Raw genomic sequence first — 17756 nt, 5'->3', positions numbered from 1 at the left:
ACCCGGGCGATGCGGCGCACCGGCTCGAGAGCATCGTCAAGGTGGTGGCGGCCACCGGCGCGCTCGGCATCGCCGCGGCGCATACCGGCCCGGCCCGCGCGCTGCTGTTCGCGCCGGGCCGCGGCGCGCCGCAGGAGGCCCGGCGCGCGCTGCGGGCGCTGGCCGGCGGCCCGGTGCTCGGCTTCCGCTCGGGCTGAGCCCCTTGCGCCGCGCGCAGCGCCATTGCACGGATCGGCGCGGCATCATCTGGAGGAGACATCATGCGCGAGCATGGCGGCGATATCGGCGCGGCACGGGCGGTCCACGGCGGCGCCGCGGCGGACTGGATCGACCTCTCCACCGGGATCAACCGCTGCCCCTGGCCCGCCGCCGCGGCGCTCGCCGCCCTGCCGGAGGCCGCCTGGCGCGACCTGCCCGGCCGCGCCGCCAGCGAGGCCTGCGCCGCCGCCGCCGCCCGCGCCTATGGCATCGCCGAGGGCGCCGCCTGCCTGCCGCTGGCGGGCGCGCAGGCGGCGATCCAGCTCCTGCCGCGGCTCGGCGCGCCGGGCACCGCGCGCATCCTCGGCCCGACCTACAACGAGCACCGCGCCGCCTTCGCCGAGGCCGGCTGGGCGGCGGCGGAGGTGCCGGCGCTGGCCGATCTCGCCGGCGCCGCGGCCGCCGTGGTGGTCAATCCCAACAATCCCGACGGCCGTGCCCATGCCCCGGAGACGCTGCGCGCGCTGGCCGGCACGGTCGGGCTGCTGGTGGTCGACGAGAGCTTCGCCGATGTCGCGCCGGGGCTCTCGCTGCTGCCCGGCGGGGTGCCGCGAAACGCCGTGGTGCTGCGCTCGCTCGGCAAGTTCCACGGGCTGGCCGGGCTGCGCCTCGGCTTCGCGGTGGCGGCACCGGAGACGGCGGCGCGGCTGGCGGCGCTGGCCGGGCCCTGGGCGGTCTCGGGGCCGGCGCTGGCGGTGGGGGCGGCGGCGCTGTCCGACCATGGCTGGGCGGCGGCGACGCGGGCGCGGCTGGCGCGCGAGGCGGTGCGGCTCGACGCGATGCTCGCCGCGGCGGGGCTCCGCCCGCTCGGCGGCACGGCGCTGTTCCGGCTCTGCGCGAGCGGCAGGCGGCAGGCGGCGGAGGTGGCCGGGGCGCTCGCCGCGGCGCATGTCTGGACCCGGCGCTTTGCCGATGCACCGGACTGGCTGCGGCTCGGCCTGCCGGGGGATGCGGCGGAATGGGCGCGGCTGGCCGCGGCGCTCAAGGTGGCCGACCCGGGCGCCGGCGGCTGAGGGCGCGGCCTCCCGCAGGCCCCACCCACCCATCCGGCGCTGCGCCCGGCCGCGCCGTTCCGCGGCCCCCCAGCCTGCGGGAGGCCGCGCCCGGATGTTCCGGCGGGCGGTTCGGGTGTGCGGTTCGGGTAGGCGCGTCGGCGGAGGGTTCCTGCGGGCGGTTCGGGCGGCAGGTTCCGGCGAGATGTTCCGCCCTGGGAGGAACACAGGGACCGCCGGCATTGCCCCGCGGAGGTTCGGGACGGAGGTTCTGGGCAGCGGTTCGGGGCGGAGGTTCGGGGCGAACCTCCGCATGGCCGCGGACCGGCCGGGACCGCCAGGGGTTCGCGCGAACGCGGCGCCGCGGCGGGTCGGCCTCAGTCGGTGCCAAGCATCACCTCGGAGGCCTTGATGATGACATGCACCGCGCTGCCGACGGCGATGCCGAGCTCCTGCGCGGCCTCGGTGGTGATCATCGAGGTGATGGTGTTGCCGCCGCCGATATCGACGCGGATCTGGCTGTTGACCGGGCCTTCCTTGACCGAGAGGACGGTGCCCTTGATGACGTTGCGTGCGCTGATTTTCATAACTATCTCCATGACTTGCAGGTGGCCGCCGGGGGCGGTTCGCGGGGCGGCCGGGCCCCGGGACAGGCCGCGCCGGCGCGCCCGGCAAGGACCGCCGCCGCGCAGCGCCGCGTCGATGCGAAACCTTACGCGATTCGTGTCGTTTCACTGCATTTATTTCGATTCTCCAGCCTGACGGGCCCCCCCGCCGGGTTGCCGGCGGGGCCTGGCGGGTGCGGAAAAACGCTTGCATTTCATGCGCCTCCACCCGGCGCCGCGGCACCGCGACAACCGGCCGCCCGGCCCGAGTTTGGGGTGGATTTTCCTGCGAATTCCTGTTTTCTTTCCGGAAAAGGGAAGGAAACGCGGCGATGGACGGCTTCTTCGGCATCCTGGGCGAGGCGGTGGCGCTGATCCTGGCCTGGGATGCGGACCTGATCGAGATCATCGGGCTGTCGCTGCGGGTGACGCTGACCGCGGTCGGCATCGCCTGCCTGATCGGGCTGCCGCTGGGCGCGCTGGTCGGCACCTTCCGCTTCCCCGGCCGCACCGCGGTGACGGTGCTGCTCAACGCGCTGATGGGCCTGCCGCCGGTGGTGGTGGGGCTGATCGTCTACCTGATGCTCTCGGCCTCCGGGCCGCTCGGCGTGCTCGGGCTGCTCTACACCCCGACCGCAATGATCGTCGCGCAGACCATCCTGGTGACCCCGATCGTCGCGGCGCTGACCCGGCAGGTGGTGGAGGATCTCAACCGCGAATATGCCGAGCAGTTCGCCTCGCTCGGGGTCGGGCCGCTCGACCGGGTGGCGGCGCTGCTCTGGGATGCGCGCTACAGCCTGCTCACCGTGGCGCTGGCGGGCTTCGGCCGGGCGGTGGCGGAGGTCGGCGCGGTGTTCATCGTGGGCGGCAACATCAACCACGTGACCCGGGTGATGACGACGACCATCGCGCTCGAGACCTCGAAGGGCAACCTGCAGCTGGCGCTGGCGCTCGGCGTGGTGCTGCTCGGGCTGGCGGTGGCGGTCAACGCGCTGGCGATGACCCTGCGCGTCTCGGCGCAGCGGGCCGCCTATGCGTGACGCGGCCTGCCATGTCGCGCCCTCCGGGGCGGTCGGGGCGGCGCCCGCGCCGGTGCTGGCGGCGGCCCGCGGGCTCGCCTTCGAGGCCGGCGGGCGGCGGCTGGTCGACGGCATCGACCTCGAGATCCGCGAGGGCCGGCGCACGGTGATCATGGGCGCCAACGGCGCCGGCAAGAGCCTGCTGCTGCGGCTGCTGCACGGGCTGATCCGGCCCTCCGCCGGCACCGTGCTCTGGCAGGGCCGCCCGCTCGACCGCGCCGCGCGGCGGGCGCAGGCCATGGTGTTCCAGCGCCCGGTGATGCTGCGCCGCTCGGTGCGGGCGAACCTGCGCTTCGCGCTGGCGGTGCGCGGGCTCTCGGGGCCCGAGCGGGCCGAGCGGGAGCGTGCGGCGCTGGCCTCGGCGCGGCTCGAGGAGCTGGCGCGGCGCCCGGCGCGGGTGCTCTCCGGCGGCGAGCAGCAGCGCCTCGCGGTGGCGCGCGCGCTGGCCTGCGAGCCCGAGCTGCTGCTGCTCGACGAGCCCACCGCGAGCCTCGACCCGGCCTCCACCATGGCGATCGAGGAGCAGCTCGCCGAGGCCCATGCCCGCGGCGTCACGCTGGTGCTGGTGACCCACGATCTCGGCCAGGCGCGGCGGATCGGCGACGACCTGGTGTTCCTCCATGCCGGGCGCGTCGCCGAGCAGGGCGACGCGGCCCGGGTGCTCGAGGCGCCGCGCTCGGAGGCGGCGCGGGCCTGGCTCTCGGGCCGGATCTATCTCGGGCCGCCGCCGCTGCGCCCGGTCTGACCCCCGCGCGCGCGGCCGCGCCCGCGGCCCCATTCATCCCCAGACGACATTCCCGACAACAGGAGAGAGACCATGATGACACGGCGGCTATTCGGCCTGGCGGCGGCGGGGCTTCTGGCCCTCGGGCTCGCCGCGCCCGGCACCCCGGCGGCGGCGAACGGCAAGTTCATCCTCGTGCAGTCGACCACCTCGACGCAGAATTCCGGGCTGTTCGACCACATCCTGCCGATCTTCACCGACAAGACCGGGATCGAGGTCCGCGTGGTCGCCGTCGGCACCGGCCAGGCGATCAAGAACGCGGCCAATGGCGACGGCGACGTGCTCTTCGTCCATGCCAGGCCGGCGGAGGAGAAATTTGTGGCCGAGGGGCACGGGGTGGCGCGCTTCGACGTGATGTACAACGATTTCGTCATCGTCGGCCCGCCCGCCGACCCGGCCGGCATCAAGGGCATGACCGACGTCACCGCGGCGCTCGGCAGGATCGCCGAGGCCGAGGCCCCGTTCGCCTCGCGCGGCGATGACAGCGGCACCAACAAGGCCGAGCTCAGGCTCTGGAAGGCCGCCGGCATCGACGTCTCCGAAGCCTCCGGCGGCTGGTACCGCGAGACCGGCTCCGGCATGGGCGCGACACTGAACGCCGGCACCGCCATGGGCGCCTACATCATGACCGACCGCGCCACCTGGATCGCCTTCGGCAACAAGGGCGACTATGCGATCGCGGTGGAGGGCGACGAGCGGCTCTTCAACCAGTATGGCATCATCCTGGTGAACCCGGAGAAGCATGCCAGCGTGAAGGCCGATCTCGGGCAGCAGTTCGTCGACTGGGTGCTCTCGGAGGAGGGCCAGGCCGCGATCGCCGGCTTCGAGGTGAACGGCCAGCAGCTCTTCTTCCCCAACGCCGGCGGCTGACCCCGCCCCGCGGCTCAGGGCGAGAGCCAGCGCACCGCGCCGAGACCGGAAAGGTCGTAGCCGCCCATGGCTGCGGCCTTTTCCGCGAGGCGCGGCCCGCGGGCGAACGCCATCAGCCGCTGCACCGGCGGGGTGAAGAAGGCCCGCCGGTCGACCAGCAGGTCGAAGCGCTCGGCCACCAGCGGCCGGAACGGCAGGTCGAACTGGCGCGCCATCGCCTCGATGCCGAGCGCCGCCTCCGCCTCGCCCGAGGCCACCGCGGCGGCGGCATCGCTCTCGGTGCGGGCGAGCCCGGCGGCGGCGGTGAAATCCGCCGGCCCGAGCCCGGCCTCGGCCAGCAGGCGCTGCATCAGCGTCGCCGCCCCGGCGCCGGGCTGGCGCAGCACGATGCGCCGGCCGCGAAGATCGGCGAGGCGCCGCACCTCCGCCCCGGTGCCGCGGGCCAGCAGCAGCCCGCGGGCGCGCGCCGCCCAGCCGATCAGCACGCAGCCGCCGAGCCCGCGCGCCTCGACGCTGCGGATGTTCCAGCCCATGCCCGCCGCCCCGTTCCGGTCCTCCGGGATGTGCAGCCCGGCCAGCGCGGCGCGGCCCTCGGCGAAGGCGTCGAGCCCGTCATGGCTGCCGTTGAGCAGGGTCGCCAGGCCGCATTCGGCCTCGCGCACCGCCCAGTCGAGCAGCGGGTCGTGCGAGCCGGCCAGCACCGCCGGGCGCGGCCCCTCCGCCGCTGCCCCCGCCGCGGCGGGCGCGGTGTGGCCGCCCTCGATCCAGGCATGGATCTCCGAGCGCGGGAACAGCAGCTTGCCGGTGATCCGGCGATGCGGGATCTCCCCCGCCGCGGCGAGGTCGTAGACCTTGCGCTCCTTCACGCGCAGCAGCCCCGCCACCTCCCGGGTGGTGAGATAGAGGGGGCCGCCGCTCTCGCCCATGTCCTGCGTCATCGGCCGAGAATGGCATGACCGCCCGGCCCCGCGCCAGACCTTGCGCCCGGCCCCATGCCCGGCCCCGCGCCAGACCCCGCCGGTGCGGCAGGGCTTGGCAGCGCCGCCGTGCCTCGGGCAGGCTGGCGCAAGGCGCGCGGCAGGGAGGGGCGGCATGGAGGGGATCGCGGCGGAGGGCTGGGCGCTGATCCCGGTGCTCTCGCTCACCGTCTCGGTGCTGACGGTGATCGCCACCGCGGTGCTGGCGGCCTCGGCGGCGCTGCAGGCGGCGCGCTGCGGCTTCGACGCCTTCGGCGCGGTGGCGCTGGCGGCGGCGGCCTCGCTCGGCGGCGGCACGGTGCGCGACCTGCTGCTCGGCGCGACGCCGGTCTTCTGGCTGCGCGACATTACCTATCTGGCGACCGCGGCGCCGGTCGGGCTCGGCGTCTTCCTGTTCGCCGACCGTGTCGAGGGCGGCACCGGCAAGCGGCTGCGGCTGCTGCTCTATCTCGACGCGCTGGGGCTCGCGCTGTTCACCCTGGTCGGCATCGCGGTGGCCCGCCAGGCCGGCGTCTCGGAGGTCATGGCGGTGGCGCTCGGCTGCATCACCGGGGTCACCGGGGGGATCCTGCGCGACCTGCTCTGCGGCCAGCCGCCGCTGGTGCTGCGGGAGGATCTCTATGCCTCGGTCTCGCTGGCGGGCGGGGCGCTCTTCATGGCGCTCGACGGGCCGCTGCCGGCGCCGGCGGCGGAGATGCTCGCGTTTGCCGTGATGGTGGCGGCGCGGTTCCTCGTGCTCTGGCGCCAGCGCCGGCAGCCTCCCGGATGAGCCGCTCAGGACAGGCTGGCGGCGCGCCGCGCGCCGCGCTAACCATGACGCGGGAGAGCCGACCGGAGGAGCCATGCCGACCCTGACCCTCGCCCGCGCCGGCGCGGCGACCCTGCTGCTGGGCCTTGCCGCCTGCGCCACCGAGACCCTGCCGACCGCCGCCCTGCCCGGCGCCCCGGCCGACGGTGCCAGCGTGGCGATCCATGTCGCCCCGGTGTCGCAGCGGGTGACCGTGGACGACCCCTCCCCCACCGTCTCGGCGCTCTGGGACCGGGTGGCGCAGGACGCGATCGCCCGCAAGAGCCCCGGCCCGACGATCACCGCGCGCGCCTTCGCGATCCTGCACAGCGTGCTCTACGAAACCTGGGCCGCGATCGACCCGGTGGCCAGCGGCGCCGCCCTCGGCGACACCATCGAGCGCCCCGCCGCGTGGAACACCGACGCCGCCAAGCACGAGGCGATGAGCTATGCCGCCTTCGCGGTGCTCAGCGAGATGTTCCCCGAGGATGCCGACCGCTTCGAGGCGGTGATGGACGCGCTCGGCTACGACACCGGGCCGCAGCCGCTGAGCGGCACCGTCGTCGGCCTCGGCTTCGTGATGGCGGCCAATGCCACCGCGCGCTGGCGCCGCGACGGCTCGAACTGGGACGACGATTTCGAGGACCCCTCCGGCTATGTCCCGGCCAATCCCGGCCCGCGGGCGGTGCACGACCTCGGCCGCTGGACGCCCGAGAACACCCCCATCGACCCGGAATACGCCGAGCCCGACCAGGAGTTCTACACCCCGCACTGGGGCACCCTGCGGGCCTTCGCCCTGCCGCGCGGCGATGCGCTGCGGCCGCCGCCGCCGGAGCCGGTGTTCTCCTCCGGCCTTCGGGGGCGGATCGATGTCGAGACCGCCGAGGTGGTGCTCGCCGACGGCCAGCGCCTGCCGGTGACGCCGGATCTCGTCGGCCCGGTGATCAGCCCGCGCTTCATCGCCCAGGCCGAGGAGGTGGTGGCGTTCAGCGCCGCGCTCACCGACCGGCAGAAGCTGATCGCCGAGTTCTGGGAGGACGCCACCGACACCGCCTTCCCGCCCGGCACCTGGATGGCCTTCGCGCAATACGTCTCGGCGCGCGACGACCACAGCATCGACGACGACGCCAGGCTCTTCTTCGTCATGGCCAACGCGATGCAGGACGCCGCCATCGCCACCTGGGAGGCCAAGCGCCATTACGACTATGCCCGCCCGGTGCGGGTGATCCGCGGCCTCGGCCGGCTCGGGCTGATCGGCCGGCCGGGGGTGGACGAGCTGACCGGCGAGCAAGGCCATGTCATCCGCGCCTGGGGCGGGCCCGGCCTCGGCACCCGCACGATCCTCGCGGCGCGCTTCCTCAGCTACCAGACACCGACGCTCGACCCCTCGCCGCCCTTCGCCGAATACCCCTCCGGCCACAGCAGCTTCAGCGCCGCCGGCGCGGAGGTGCTCGCCACCTTCACCGGCTCCGACCGCTTCGGCGCCGCGGTCAGCTTCGCCCCCGGCAGCTCGCGCTTCGAGCCGGGCACGGTGCCGGCGGCCGAGGTGGTGCTGGCATGGCCGACCTTCTCGGCGGCGGCCGACGAGGCCGGGATCAGCCGGCGCTATGGCGGCATCCATTTCGTCGATGCGGATCTGCGCGCCCGGGTGCTCGGCCGGCAGGTGGCGCGGCTGGTGATCGCGAAGGCCGAGGGCTATCTGCACGCCCCGTTCCGCCGCGGCGCCGGCGGCAGCTGATCAGCCCCCGTCGGCGCCCGCCTCCGGCTCGCCCTCGGCGCGGCCGAAGAGCTCGGCAAAGGCCAGCAGCGCCGGCCCCGGCGGCCGGTCGCGGTGCCAGGCGACGCCGAAATCGAGGGTCGGCAGCTGCTCCACGAGGCTGCGCCGCACCACCCGCAGCCCGTCCACCGTCCAGCTGCGGAACAGCGCGTCGCTCAGCACCGCGATCGCCATGCCATGCGCCACCATGTTGCGCACCGCCTCGATCGAGGCCGATTCGAAGACCACCTTCGGCTCCAGCCCGAACTGCCCCCACATCGAGCGCGCATGGTGCTCGGATTCGTCCGAGCGCAGCATCACCAGGTCATGCTCGGCGAGATCCGCCAGCGAGATCCTCGGCCTTTCGGTCAGCGGATGCCCCGCCGCCGCCCAGAGCCGCCGCACCGAGCGGTGGAAGATCCGCGTCTCCAGCCTGTCGCGGTGCTCGATCCGCGCGGTGATCAGCAGCGCCGCGTCGATCTCCCCGCCCAGCAGCCCGGCCTCGAGCTCGGGCCGCAGCGCCTCCTTCAGCCGGATCTCGAGCCCCGGATGCTCGCGCCGGAACTGCGCCAGCCGCGGAAACAGGAAATAGCTCGACAGCGTGTCGGTGACGCCGATCCGGAGCGTGCCGGTCAGCGGGTCCTCGACCCGCGCGACGCAGTGCATCGCCCGCGCCACCTGGTCCTGGATCGCCAGCGCGCAGTTCATGAAGGCCCGCCCCTCGCGGGTCAGCTCGAGCCCGGTCGGGCGCCGCTCGAAGAGCTTCACCCCGAGCGCCGCCTCGAGATCGCGCAGCGCCAGCGTCACCGCCGATTGCGAGACGTTCACCGCGGTGGCGGCGGCCGAGACCTGCCCGGCCTCGGCGGCGGCGAGGAAGTAGCGGAGCTGCTTCAGCGTGAACGACATTTGAAAAACTCATACCGCGGGCGAGAAGATTGAATTTCAAATGCGCGGCCCGATGCCGCATGTCAATGGCACGGAGCGAAAGGAGCCCTGCCATGAAGATCGATCTCGGACTGCTGACGAAACCGGGCGCGGTCGAGACCCGCCTCGAGAGCCACCCCGCCGTCGCGCCGCCCGCCCGGGCGCCGCACGCGGCGCCGCTGCCGGCGGCCGGGGCAGAGCCTGCCGCCGAGCCCGCGCCGATGGCCAAGCCGATGACCGAGCCGCGCTGGCCGCGCCACTGGGCCAGCGTGAAATACCTCTGAGCGGCGCGGCCCCGCCGGCCATCGGGCGCCGCGGCGCGCCGGCGTCGCCGGGCCGGCGGGGGCTCGATGCCCCCGGCGGCCCGCCCCCCGGCGCGGGGCTCAGCCGCGCATCCGCGCGCCGCCCGGGTCATAGGCCGCCGCCCCCAGCACCTCGGCCGGGCAGAACCGGCCGAGGATCTCGACCTCGAGCCGCGTCCCCGGCGCCGCGTGCTGGGCGCCGACATAGCCCATCGCCAGCGAGCGCCGCACCCGGTGGCCATAGCCGCCGGAGCTGACATGGCCCACCGCCCGGCCGTCCTTCAGGATCGCCTCGTCGCCCGAGACGTCGATCCCCTCGACATCGATCGCCATGGTCACCAGCCGCTGCCTCGGCCCGGCCGCGCGGGCGGCCAGCGCCGCCGCCCTGCCGGTGAAGTCCCGGTCCCAGTCGATGAACGCCGCCAGGCCGCTCTCCACCGCGTCGAAATCCGGGCGGAACTCCAGCGTCCAGGCGCCCCAGCCCTTCTCCAGCCGCATCGACATCAGCGCCCGCGCGCCATACCAGCGCAGCCCGAGATTGGCGCCGGCCGCCTCCACCGCCTCGGCCAGCCGCAGCAGGTAATGCGGCCGGCAGTAGATCTCGTAGCCGAGCTCGCCCGAGAAGCTGATCCGCGCCAGCAGCACCGGCACCCCGCCGACGACGCTGCGCCGCAGGTCGCGGAACCCGAGCGCCGGCCCGGAGACGTCCTCGCGGGTCAGCCGCGCCAGCAGATCGCGGCTGCGCGGCCCCGAGAGCGCCAGCCCGTGCCAGTCGTCCGAGACATTGGCATAGGCCAGGCCGGCCGGCAGATCCGCCTCGAACCGGCGCCGGTGCGCCTCCTGCATCGCGCCGGAGCCGAACAGCATGAAATGCTCCTCGCCGAGGCAGCCCACCGTGAGATCGCCGCAGAGCCGGCCCTTCGGCGTCAGCATCGGGGTCAGCGCGAGGCGCCCGGGCTTCGGCAGGCGGCCGGCCAGCACCCGGCCCAGCCAGGCCCGCGCGCCCGGGCCGCGGACCTCGTGCTTGGCGAAGTTGGCGATCTCGATCACGCCGACGGCTTCCTGCACCGCCTGCACCTCGCGGGCGACATAGCCGTGGCTGCGGTTGCGCTCGAAGCTCGGCTCCTCATGCGCATCGGCCGGCCCGTCGGCGAACCAGAGCGCGTGCTCGAGGCCGAAGCCCTGCCCCATCACCGCGCCCTTCGCCACCAGCCGGTCGTAGAGCGCCGTGGTCTTCTGCAGCCGGCCCTTCGGCAGCGTCTCGTTGGGGAAGGTCATCACGAAGCGGCGCTCGTAGTTCTCGGTGGATTTCACCGTGCCCCAGTCCGGCGTGGCGAACTCGCCGAAGCGCGCCACGTCCATCGCCCAGACATCGATCGAGGGCTCGCCGTCGATCATCCATTCCGCCATGGTCAGCCCGACGCCGCCGCCCTGGCAAAAGCCCGCCATCACGCCCACCGCGACCCAGCAGTTGCGGATGCCCGGCACCGGGCCGATCATCGGGTTGCCGTCCGGGCCGAAGGTGAAGGGGCCGTTGATGATGTCCTTGATGCCGGCATTGCCGACCGCCGGGATGCGCTCGAACGACATCTCCAGCCGGTCCGCCACGCGGTCGAGATCCGGCGGCAGCAGCTCGTGGCCGAACTCCCAGGGCGTGCCCTCCACCTTCCAGGGCGTGCCCCTCGGCTCGTAGGTGCCGAGCAGCATGCCCTGCCGTTCCTGGCGGAAATAGATGTTGGCCTCGTAGTCGATCCCCGCCGGCAGGCGCCCGGCGCCGCCCGCCGCCATCCGCTCGGCGATCTCCGGGATCGGCTCGGTGATCAGGTAGTGGTGCTCCATCGGCTGCACCGGCAGCGCCAGCCCCGCCATGCGCCCGACCTCGCGCGCCCAGAGCCCGCCGCAGTTGACGATCTGCTCGGCATTGATCGTGCCGCGCGGGGTGGTGACGTCCCAGCTCCCGTCGGGCCGCTGCGCGAGCGCGGTGACGGGGGTGTGGGTGAAATACTGCGCGCCGTGGTGGCGGGCCGATTTCGCGAAGGCATAGGTGGCGCCGGAGGGGTCGAGATCGCCGTCCTGATCGTCCCAGAGCGCGGCGTGGTAGTGCCTCGGGTCGATCAGCGGATGGCGCTCGGCCACCTCCCTAGGGCTGATGAACTCCTGGTGCAGCCCCATGTAGCGCGCCTTGGAGCGCTCGCGCTTCAGGTAGTCGTACCAGTCCTTGGTGGAGGCGAGGTAGAAACCGCCGGTGATGTGCAGCCCGACCGAATGCCCGGAGGTCTCCTCGATCTCGCGGTAGAGGTCGATGGTGTAGGATTGCAGCCGCGAGATGTTGGGGTCAGAGCTGATCGTGTGGATCTGCCCGGCGGCGTGCCAGGAGGACCCGGAGGTCAGCTCGTCGCGTTCCAGCAGCACCGCGTCCTTCCAGCCGAACTTCGCGAGGTGGAACAGGATCGAGCAGCCGACCACGCCGCCGCCGATCACCACCACGCGGGCATGGGAGGGCAGCGCTTTGGCTGCGGCGGTGTCGTCCGTCTGGATCTCGGGCATGGGGCCTCCTTCTGGCGCGCGGGTGGATCAGGGCAGCAGGACGAGCTTGCCCACGAAGGTCTTCTTCAGGAACAGCGCCTGCGCGGCATGGATCTCCGCAAGCGGGAAGGTCCCGGCGACCAGCGGGCGGATCTCGCCGCGCTCGATATAGGCGACGAGGTTCGGCATGGTCTCCGCCGCCTGCGCGGTGGCGCCGAAGAAGCTGAGATCCTTGAGATAGAGGTCGCGCACATCGAGCGTGGTGATCGGCCCGCCGATGGCGCCCGCGGTGGCATAGCGCCCGCCGCGCTTCAGGCAGGCGATCAGCGCGGGGAAGGTCTCCCCCGCCACCAGATCGACGACGAGGCTCACGCTCTCCGCCCCCAGCGCCGCGGCCGGGTCCTCGCCGCGGTCGAGCAGCCGCTCGGCACCCAGCCCGGCGATGACGTCGTGCTTGGCCCGGCCCGCCATGGCGATCACCCGGGCACCGCGGCGGCGGCAGAGCTGCACCGCGGCCGAGCCGACGCCGCCGGAGGCGCCGGTGATCAGCACGGTGTCCTCGGCGTTGCAGCCGGCGCGGGCGATCAGGTTCTCCGCGGTGGAACAGGCACAGGGGAAGGAGGCGAGCTCGGCATCGGTCAGCGCGCTGGAGATCCGGTGCGTCTGGTCGCTCCGCGCGGTGGTGTATTCGGCGAAGGCGCCGTCGCATTCCGAGCCGAAGGTGATGAAGTCCCACGGATGCGCGGCATCGGCCGCCGGCTGCAGGCTCGCCACCAGCACCCGCTCGCCGATCCGCGCCTCCGGCACCCCGGCCCCCACCGCGACGATCTCGCCGCAGCAATCGGCGCCCTGAATGCGCGGGAACACCAGCGGCCGCCCGGTCCAGCTCGCATCGGCATCCTCGGCGGCGAGGCTGCCGGCGGCGCTCTCGGTGTCGCCGGAAACCGCCTTCGAATACCAGCCGATGCGGGTGTTGATGTCGGTGTTGTTGATGCCGGCGGCACCCACGCGGATCAGCACCGCGCCGGGGCCGGGGCGCGGCACCGGCACGTCCTCGCGGTATTCCAGCGTCTCCGGCCCGCCATGCCCGGTCAGCAGCACCGCGCGCATCCGCTCGGGGATCTCGATGGTCATCGCTCTCTCCTTCCGGCCGGGCTCGGCCCTCAGTACCAGGCATCCGGCAGCTCTGCCTTGCGCCGCGCGACATAGGCTTCCAGCGCCTCCCGCACGGCAGGGTCGATCGGCGGCGGCACGTAGTCGCGCAGCATCTGCGTCCAGCGCGCGTGCGCGCGGCGGCGCATGTCCTGCGCGCCGCCCTCCTCCCAGCTCTCGACATTCTCGCTGTCGGAGAGCCGCGGCTCGTAGAAGGCGGTCTGGTAGTTGCGCATGGTGTGGCCGCAGCCGAGGAAATGCCCGCCGGGGCCGACCTCGGCATAGGCATCGCGCGCCAGCGCCTCGTCGGAGGTGTCGAGCCCGCCGGCCAGCACCTTCTGGTAGCCGCCGAGCCGGTCGGCATCCATCACCAGCTTCTCGAAGCCGGTGCAGAGCCCGCCCTCGAGCCAGCCCGCCGCATGCAGCACGAAACCGGCGCCGGCGAGCATGGTGGAATGCATCGAGTCGGCGCTCTCGTAGGCCGCCTGCGCATCCTCGATCTTCGCGGCGGTGAGCGAGCCGCCGCAGCGCAGCGGCAGCCCGACCCGCCGCGCCAGCTGGCCGATGGCATAGTTGGAGACCACCGGCTCCGGCATCCCGAAGGTCGGCGCGCCGGATTTCAGCGACATCGAGGAGAGGAAGTTGCCCAGCACGAAGGGCGCCCCCGGCCGCACCAGCTGGGCATAGGCGCAGACCATCATCGCCTCCGCCATCGCCTGCGCCACGCTGGCGGCGGTGGAGACCGGCCCCATGGCGCCCGAGAGGATGAAGGGCACCACGATGATCCCCTGCCCGCGGCCGCAATAGACCCGCACCGCCTCGGTCACCACCTTGTCCACCAGCAGCGGCGAGTTGGTGTTGACGTTGCCGAGGATCACGCAGTGCTCCGCCATGGTCTCGGCGCCGAAGACGATCTCGGCCATCGCCACGCTGTCCTCGGCCCGGCCGATCTCGGTGATCGCGCCGAGATGCGGCTTGTCGGACAGCGTCATATGCGCCAGCAGCATGTCGAGATGGCGCTTGGAGACCGGCACGTCGCAGGGCTCGCAGGTGACGAAGCCGCCATGATGTAGGCTCGGCAGCATGTAGGTGAGGCGCACGAGGTCGCGGAAGGCGGCGATGTCGCCATAGCGCCGACCGCCCTCGAGATCGCGCACGAAGGGGGGGCCGTAGACCGGGGCGAAGACCTGGCTGGTGCCGCCGATCTCCACCGAGCGCGCCGGGTTGCGGGCAAGCTGGGTGAACTGCCGCGGGGCCTTGGCGCAGAGCGCGCGGATCCAGTCGGCCGGCGCGCGCACGGTGTCGCCCTCGATCCGCGCGCCCTCGGCCCGCCAGAGCCGCAGCGCCTCCGGATCGTCGCGGAAGGCGATGCCGACATCCTCGAGGATCCAGTCCACCTGGGCCTCGAGCCGGGCGATCTGCTCGTCGTCCAGCACCTCGAAGAAGGGCAGCCGCCGCGCGACATGCGGCGAGGCGGGGGCCGCCCCCTCCGGCGGGCGTCCGCGGGTCGCTCTTGCGCGCCGGGCCATGGCTTCGCTCCCGATTGATGTTTCTCAGGTGATGTTACGCGCGCAAAGAGCGCCTGTGACGCTTGAAAATCCGAATGCTCTGGATAAGCCTGAGTTATGCAGGAACTCTGGAAACTCCTCGCCTCGCCGCGCCATGTGATCGTCTTCGAGGCGGCGGCGCGGCACGGCTCCTTCACCCGCGCGGCGGAGGAGCTGAACGTGCAGCAGCCCGCCGTGAGCGCCGCGATCCGCCAGCTCGAGGCGGCGCTCGGGGTGGCGCTGTTCACCCGCCGGCACCGCAAGGTCGAACTGACCGCGGCGGGCAAGCGGCTGCATGCCGACGTGGCGCGGGCGCTCGAGCTGCTGCTGCTCTCGGCGCGCTCGGTGCGCCAGCTCGCGCGCAGCGACTACGTGACGCTGAACGCCTCCTCGGCCTTCACCTATTACTGGATGATGCCGCGGCTGGCGGATTTCCACGCCCTGCATCCGGAGATCGACCTGCGCCTGCAGTCGAGCGACCGCGAGCCCGACATCGACGCCGAGAACATCAGCCTCGCGATCCGCCGCGGCGACGGCGCCTGGCCGGACTGTCACTCCGCCCCGGTGGCCGAGGAGGAGATCTACCCGGTCGCGGCGCCGCATGTGATGGCCGCGGCGGTCAATCTGCGCGGCATCCCGAGCCTCCTGCACCAGCGGCTGATCCATCTCGAGGAGCCGATCCGCGAGCGCCCGACCTGGGCGCAGTGGTTCGCGCATTTCGGCATCGCCGGCGCGGCGCCGCAGGGCGGGCTGAGGCTCAACGACTATGCGCTGGTGCTGCAGGCGGCGATGGCCGGCGAGGGCTTCGCCTTCGGCTGGCGCCACCTGACCGATCCGCTGGTCGAACGCGGCCTGCTGGCGGCGCGGCGCGACTGGTGCTGGCGCACCGGGCATGGCTTTCACCTCGTCTGGTCGAAGAACCGCCCGCTGAGCCCGGCCGCCGAGGCGGTGAGGGACTGGATGCTGGCCGCCCTGCCGGGCGCCCCGGCCTGACCCCGGTCTTACACCCGGGCTGACCCCGGCTCAGCCCGCCGGCGGTTCCTGCCGCCCGCCAAGCTCCGCGAAGAGCCCGCGCAGATGCGCGAGGAAGGAGTGCGCCAGCAGCGATTCCGGGCGATAGGCCGGGCGCATCACGTCGACGCCGAAGGCGATCTCGGGCCGGAACCGCCTGAACACCACGGCGCCGGGGCGGTTGGTCGAGCGGATCCAGGATTCGGCGGTCAGCGGATCGACGATGACCCGCGCCAGCCCGTGCGCCACATAGCTCAGCAGCGGCAGGAAGAACTGCCCGAAGAAGCGAACCGAGAAATCCGCCCCCGCCGCCTCGAAGGCGCGGCGCGCGAGGCGGTGGCTGAGATGCTCGGGATAGAGCGCCGCCATCGGCAGGCCGGAGAGATCGCCCGGCGTCACCGCCTCGGCCCGGGCCAGCGGATCGTCTCCCGGCACCGCGCAGATGCTGTCGAACACGTGGGTCTCGGTGTGCAGGAGGTCGGCATTGATCCGCCGCGCGGGGTCGTGGTCGGCGATCGCGAGGTCGAACTGCTGCGTGCCGGCGAGCTGCACGATGGCATCCGAGCTGCGGGTCAGCAGCGTCGCCTTGATCTCCGGATGCGGGCCGACCAGCTCGCCGATCAGCGCCGGCAGCAGCACCGCCGCCGGCCCCGGCATCGAGATCACGCTGAGCTCGCCGGCCTCGAGCGCCTTCATCCGCTGCATGGTCTGGCGCACCGCGGTGGCGCGGCCGAGCAGCTCCTCGCTCTCGCGCAGCAGATACTGCGCCTCGGGCACCGCATAGAGCCGCCCGCGCCGGCGCTCGAACAGCGTGACGCCGAGCTCCTCCTCGAGCCGCGCGATCATGTGGCTGACGGCGGGCTGCGTGCGGTCGAGATTGCGCGCGGCCTGCGAGATCGAACCGGTGCGCATCACCTCGCGAAACACCCTGAGCTGCCTGAGATCCATCGCACCCCCATAAATCTCATCTATGGACTGCAATAATATTGGAATTTGTGCCGATGGATAGCGGTCCATATGATCGCGGGATGCCGGAGACACCGGCGCGTATCACAGGGAGACCTCGCATGAAGCTGACCGCACCCATCCTGGCGGCAACCCTCGCCCTCGCCGGAGTCGCGGAGGCCCAGTCGCCGACCTTCTTCCGCATCGGCACCGGCAGCGCCGGCGGCACCTATTTCCCGATCGGCGGCACCATCGCCAACGGCATCTCGGCACCGCCGGGCGCGCGGCCCTGCGACCAGGGCGGGCAGTGCGGCGTGCCGGGGCTGATCGCCATCGCGCAGTCGACCACCGCCTCGGTGTTCAACAATGCCGCGGTGCAGAACGGCGAGCTCGAGGCCGGGCTCGCGGCGGCCGACGTGACCCGCTCGATGTATCTCGGCGAGGGCAAGTTCGAGGGCAAGCCGCATCCCAAGCTGCGGATCGTCGCCAACCTGTTCCCCGAGGACCTGCATCTCGTGATGCCGAAGGGCGCCAAGATCGGAAGCCTCGCAGACCTCGCCGGCAAGCGCGTCGGCATCGCCCAGGCCGGCTCGGGCACCCAGGTCGCGGTGCTGGAGATGCTCGAGGGCTGGGGCATCACCCGCGACGACATCGACGAGGCGGAGCTCAACAACTCGCAGTCGGCCGAGCGCCTCGCCGACGGCCAGCTCGACGCCTATTTCTACGCCGCCGGCTGGCCGGTCGCGGCGATGGTGCAGCTCGCCTCGACCAAGGGCATGGACCTGCACTCGTTCTCCGACGAGGACCTGGCCAAGATCAACGAGATCATCCCGGCCTACATCCCCTCGAAGATCCCGGCCGGGGTCTATGAGGGCATCGACTACGAGGTGAAGACCCCGGCGGTGAGCGCGCTCCTCGTGGTCTCCTCCGATCTCGACGACGAGCTGGTCTACGGCATCACCAAGGCGCTGTGGAACGACAACACCCGCAATCTGCTCGACAACGGCCATGCCAAGGGCAAGCAGATCACCGCCGACACCGCCCTCGACGGCATCGCCGCCCTCGGCGTGCCGCTGCATCCCGGTGCCGAGCGCTTCTACAAGGAGGCGGGCCTGCTGAAGTGAGGCCCGCGCCCGGCGCGCCGAACCGGGCGCGCCCCGCCTGACCCCGGCCTGCGGCGGACCCCCCCCGCCGCGGGCCAGCCCCCCTTCCCGCAGCCTTCTGCCCATGCCCACGAGGTC

Annotated in this window: 16 protein-coding genes and 1 pseudogene; 10 read left to right on the top strand and 7 right to left on the bottom strand. The window is 73.0% G+C overall.

Annotated elements, in window-relative coordinates; genetic code table 11:
* A pseudogene (locus QSJ97_RS15725) lies at positions 1-197 on the top strand (hypothetical protein); the annotation flags it as partial.
* 63 nt (positions 198-260) lie between these two features.
* Complete coding sequence (gene cobD / locus QSJ97_RS15720) at positions 261-1271, top strand: threonine-phosphate decarboxylase CobD (RefSeq protein ID WP_285672812.1); 1011 nt, start codon at positions 261-263, stop codon at positions 1269-1271.
* 356 nt (positions 1272-1627) lie between these two features.
* Here cobD and QSJ97_RS15715 read toward each other — a convergent pair whose 3' ends face one another.
* Complete coding sequence (locus QSJ97_RS15715) at positions 1628-1837, bottom strand: TOBE domain-containing protein (RefSeq protein ID WP_285672810.1); 210 nt, start codon at positions 1835-1837, stop codon at positions 1628-1630.
* Between the two features lie 350 nt (positions 1838-2187).
* On the opposite strand from QSJ97_RS15715, the gene QSJ97_RS15710 reads away from it, so the two are divergent.
* The 3 genes from QSJ97_RS15710 (at position 2188) to QSJ97_RS15700 (ending at position 4588) form a co-directional block, all read left to right on the top strand.
* Positions 2188-2895 carry an ABC transporter permease gene (locus QSJ97_RS15710; RefSeq protein WP_285672807.1) on the top strand — a complete coding sequence of 236 codons (708 nt, stop codon included), beginning with the start codon at positions 2188-2190 and terminating at the stop codon, positions 2893-2895.
* Positions 2888-3679 (top strand): ATP-binding cassette domain-containing protein, encoded by a 792-nt coding sequence (locus QSJ97_RS15705; RefSeq protein WP_285672805.1) that lies wholly within the window; start codon positions 2888-2890, stop codon positions 3677-3679. Before QSJ97_RS15710 ends, QSJ97_RS15705 begins: the two co-directional genes overlap by 8 nt.
* A gap of 72 nt (positions 3680-3751) precedes the next feature.
* The gene (locus QSJ97_RS15700) at positions 3752-4588 is read left to right on the top strand and encodes an ABC transporter substrate-binding protein (RefSeq protein ID WP_285672803.1); all 837 of its coding nucleotides are present in this window, start codon (positions 3752-3754) and stop codon (positions 4586-4588) included.
* Positions 4589-4602: 14 nt separating this feature from the next.
* Here QSJ97_RS15700 and QSJ97_RS15695 read toward each other — a convergent pair whose 3' ends face one another.
* Positions 4603-5514: a substrate-binding domain-containing protein gene (locus QSJ97_RS15695; RefSeq protein ID WP_285672801.1), complete on the bottom strand. Its 912-nt coding sequence runs from the start codon at positions 5512-5514 to the stop codon at positions 4603-4605.
* A 166-nt stretch (positions 5515-5680) separates the two neighbouring features.
* On the opposite strand from QSJ97_RS15695, the gene QSJ97_RS15690 reads away from it, so the two are divergent.
* Positions 5681-6334, top strand: a complete 654-nt coding sequence (locus tag QSJ97_RS15690; protein ID WP_285672799.1) for a trimeric intracellular cation channel family protein — start codon at positions 5681-5683, stop codon at positions 6332-6334.
* Positions 6335-6407: 73 nt separating this feature from the next.
* A complete protein-coding gene (locus tag QSJ97_RS15685; protein ID WP_285672798.1) occupies positions 6408-8090 on the top strand; it encodes a vanadium-dependent haloperoxidase in 1683 nt (560 codons plus the stop codon).
* Here the strand turns inward: QSJ97_RS15685 and QSJ97_RS15680 are convergent, their stop codons facing one another.
* On the bottom strand, positions 8091-9014 hold the full coding sequence (locus QSJ97_RS15680; RefSeq protein ID WP_285672797.1) for a LysR family transcriptional regulator: 924 nt from the start codon (positions 9012-9014) through the stop codon (positions 8091-8093).
* 92 nt (positions 9015-9106) lie between these two features.
* Here QSJ97_RS15680 and QSJ97_RS15675 point away from each other — a divergent pair, with 92 nt between their 5' ends.
* On the top strand, positions 9107-9316 hold the full coding sequence (locus QSJ97_RS15675; protein ID WP_285672796.1) for a hypothetical protein: 210 nt from the start codon (positions 9107-9109) through the stop codon (positions 9314-9316).
* A gap of 99 nt (positions 9317-9415) precedes the next feature.
* On the opposite strand, the gene QSJ97_RS15670 is transcribed toward QSJ97_RS15675, so the two are convergent.
* From QSJ97_RS15670 to QSJ97_RS15660, 3 genes are read right to left on the bottom strand one after another with little or no spacing between them, the layout of a single operon-like run.
* Complete coding sequence (locus tag QSJ97_RS15670; RefSeq protein ID WP_285672795.1) at positions 9416-11881, bottom strand: GcvT family protein; 2466 nt, start codon at positions 11879-11881, stop codon at positions 9416-9418.
* 27 nt (positions 11882-11908) lie between these two features.
* Positions 11909-12994, bottom strand: coding sequence for an alcohol dehydrogenase family protein (locus QSJ97_RS15665; protein ID WP_285672793.1), 1086 nt, complete (start codon positions 12992-12994; stop codon positions 11909-11911).
* A 29-nt stretch (positions 12995-13023) separates the two neighbouring features.
* Positions 13024-14541 (bottom strand): trimethylamine methyltransferase family protein, encoded by a 1518-nt coding sequence (locus QSJ97_RS15660; RefSeq protein WP_285672791.1) that lies wholly within the window; start codon positions 14539-14541, stop codon positions 13024-13026.
* Between the two features lie 96 nt (positions 14542-14637).
* Here QSJ97_RS15660 and QSJ97_RS15655 point away from each other — a divergent pair, with 96 nt between their 5' ends.
* Entirely contained in the window at positions 14638-15552 is a 915-nt protein-coding gene (locus tag QSJ97_RS15655) for a LysR substrate-binding domain-containing protein (protein WP_285672789.1), read from the top strand.
* A 30-nt stretch (positions 15553-15582) separates the two neighbouring features.
* Here the strand turns inward: QSJ97_RS15655 and QSJ97_RS15650 are convergent, their stop codons facing one another.
* Positions 15583-16518 carry a LysR family transcriptional regulator gene (locus QSJ97_RS15650; RefSeq protein WP_285672787.1) on the bottom strand — a complete coding sequence of 312 codons (936 nt, stop codon included), beginning with the start codon at positions 16516-16518 and terminating at the stop codon, positions 15583-15585.
* Between the two features lie 119 nt (positions 16519-16637).
* On the opposite strand from QSJ97_RS15650, the gene QSJ97_RS15645 reads away from it, so the two are divergent.
* Positions 16638-17639: a TAXI family TRAP transporter solute-binding subunit gene (locus QSJ97_RS15645; RefSeq protein ID WP_285672785.1), complete on the top strand. Its 1002-nt coding sequence runs from the start codon at positions 16638-16640 to the stop codon at positions 17637-17639.
* The last annotated feature ends 117 nt before the right edge of the window (positions 17640-17756 follow it).

Source organism: Paralimibaculum aggregatum (assembly GCF_030270585.1).
Lineage (GTDB): Bacteria > Pseudomonadota > Alphaproteobacteria > Rhodobacterales > Rhodobacteraceae > Thermohalobaculum > Thermohalobaculum aggregatum.
This window is presented reverse-complemented; position numbering and strand designations above follow the sequence as displayed.

What these genes read in the sequence shown, in the direction of transcription:
- cobD (WP_285672812.1), top strand. Translation starts at nt 261, where the DNA reads ATGCGCGAGCATGGCGGCGATATCGGCGCGGCACGGGCGGTCCACGGC.
- QSJ97_RS15715 (WP_285672810.1), bottom strand. Translation starts at nt 1,837, where the DNA reads ATGAAAATCAGCGCACGCAACGTCATCAAGGGCACCGTCCTCTCGGTC.
- QSJ97_RS15710 (WP_285672807.1), top strand. Translation starts at nt 2,188, where the DNA reads ATGGACGGCTTCTTCGGCATCCTGGGCGAGGCGGTGGCGCTGATCCTG.
- QSJ97_RS15705 (WP_285672805.1), top strand. Translation starts at nt 2,888, where the DNA reads ATGCGTGACGCGGCCTGCCATGTCGCGCCCTCCGGGGCGGTCGGGGCG.
- QSJ97_RS15700 (WP_285672803.1), top strand. Translation starts at nt 3,752, where the DNA reads ATGATGACACGGCGGCTATTCGGCCTGGCGGCGGCGGGGCTTCTGGCC.
- QSJ97_RS15695 (WP_285672801.1), bottom strand. Translation starts at nt 5,514, where the DNA reads ATGGGCGAGAGCGGCGGCCCCCTCTATCTCACCACCCGGGAGGTGGCG.
- QSJ97_RS15690 (WP_285672799.1), top strand. Translation starts at nt 5,681, where the DNA reads ATGGAGGGGATCGCGGCGGAGGGCTGGGCGCTGATCCCGGTGCTCTCG.
- QSJ97_RS15685 (WP_285672798.1), top strand. Translation starts at nt 6,408, where the DNA reads ATGCCGACCCTGACCCTCGCCCGCGCCGGCGCGGCGACCCTGCTGCTG.
- QSJ97_RS15680 (WP_285672797.1), bottom strand. Translation starts at nt 9,014, where the DNA reads ATGTCGTTCACGCTGAAGCAGCTCCGCTACTTCCTCGCCGCCGCCGAG.
- QSJ97_RS15675 (WP_285672796.1), top strand. Translation starts at nt 9,107, where the DNA reads ATGAAGATCGATCTCGGACTGCTGACGAAACCGGGCGCGGTCGAGACC.
- QSJ97_RS15670 (WP_285672795.1), bottom strand. Translation starts at nt 11,881, where the DNA reads ATGCCCGAGATCCAGACGGACGACACCGCCGCAGCCAAAGCGCTGCCC.
- QSJ97_RS15665 (WP_285672793.1), bottom strand. Translation starts at nt 12,994, where the DNA reads ATGACCATCGAGATCCCCGAGCGGATGCGCGCGGTGCTGCTGACCGGG.
- QSJ97_RS15660 (WP_285672791.1), bottom strand. Translation starts at nt 14,541, where the DNA reads ATGGCCCGGCGCGCAAGAGCGACCCGCGGACGCCCGCCGGAGGGGGCG.
- QSJ97_RS15655 (WP_285672789.1), top strand. Translation starts at nt 14,638, where the DNA reads ATGCAGGAACTCTGGAAACTCCTCGCCTCGCCGCGCCATGTGATCGTC.
- QSJ97_RS15650 (WP_285672787.1), bottom strand. Translation starts at nt 16,518, where the DNA reads ATGGATCTCAGGCAGCTCAGGGTGTTTCGCGAGGTGATGCGCACCGGT.
- QSJ97_RS15645 (WP_285672785.1), top strand. Translation starts at nt 16,638, where the DNA reads ATGAAGCTGACCGCACCCATCCTGGCGGCAACCCTCGCCCTCGCCGGA.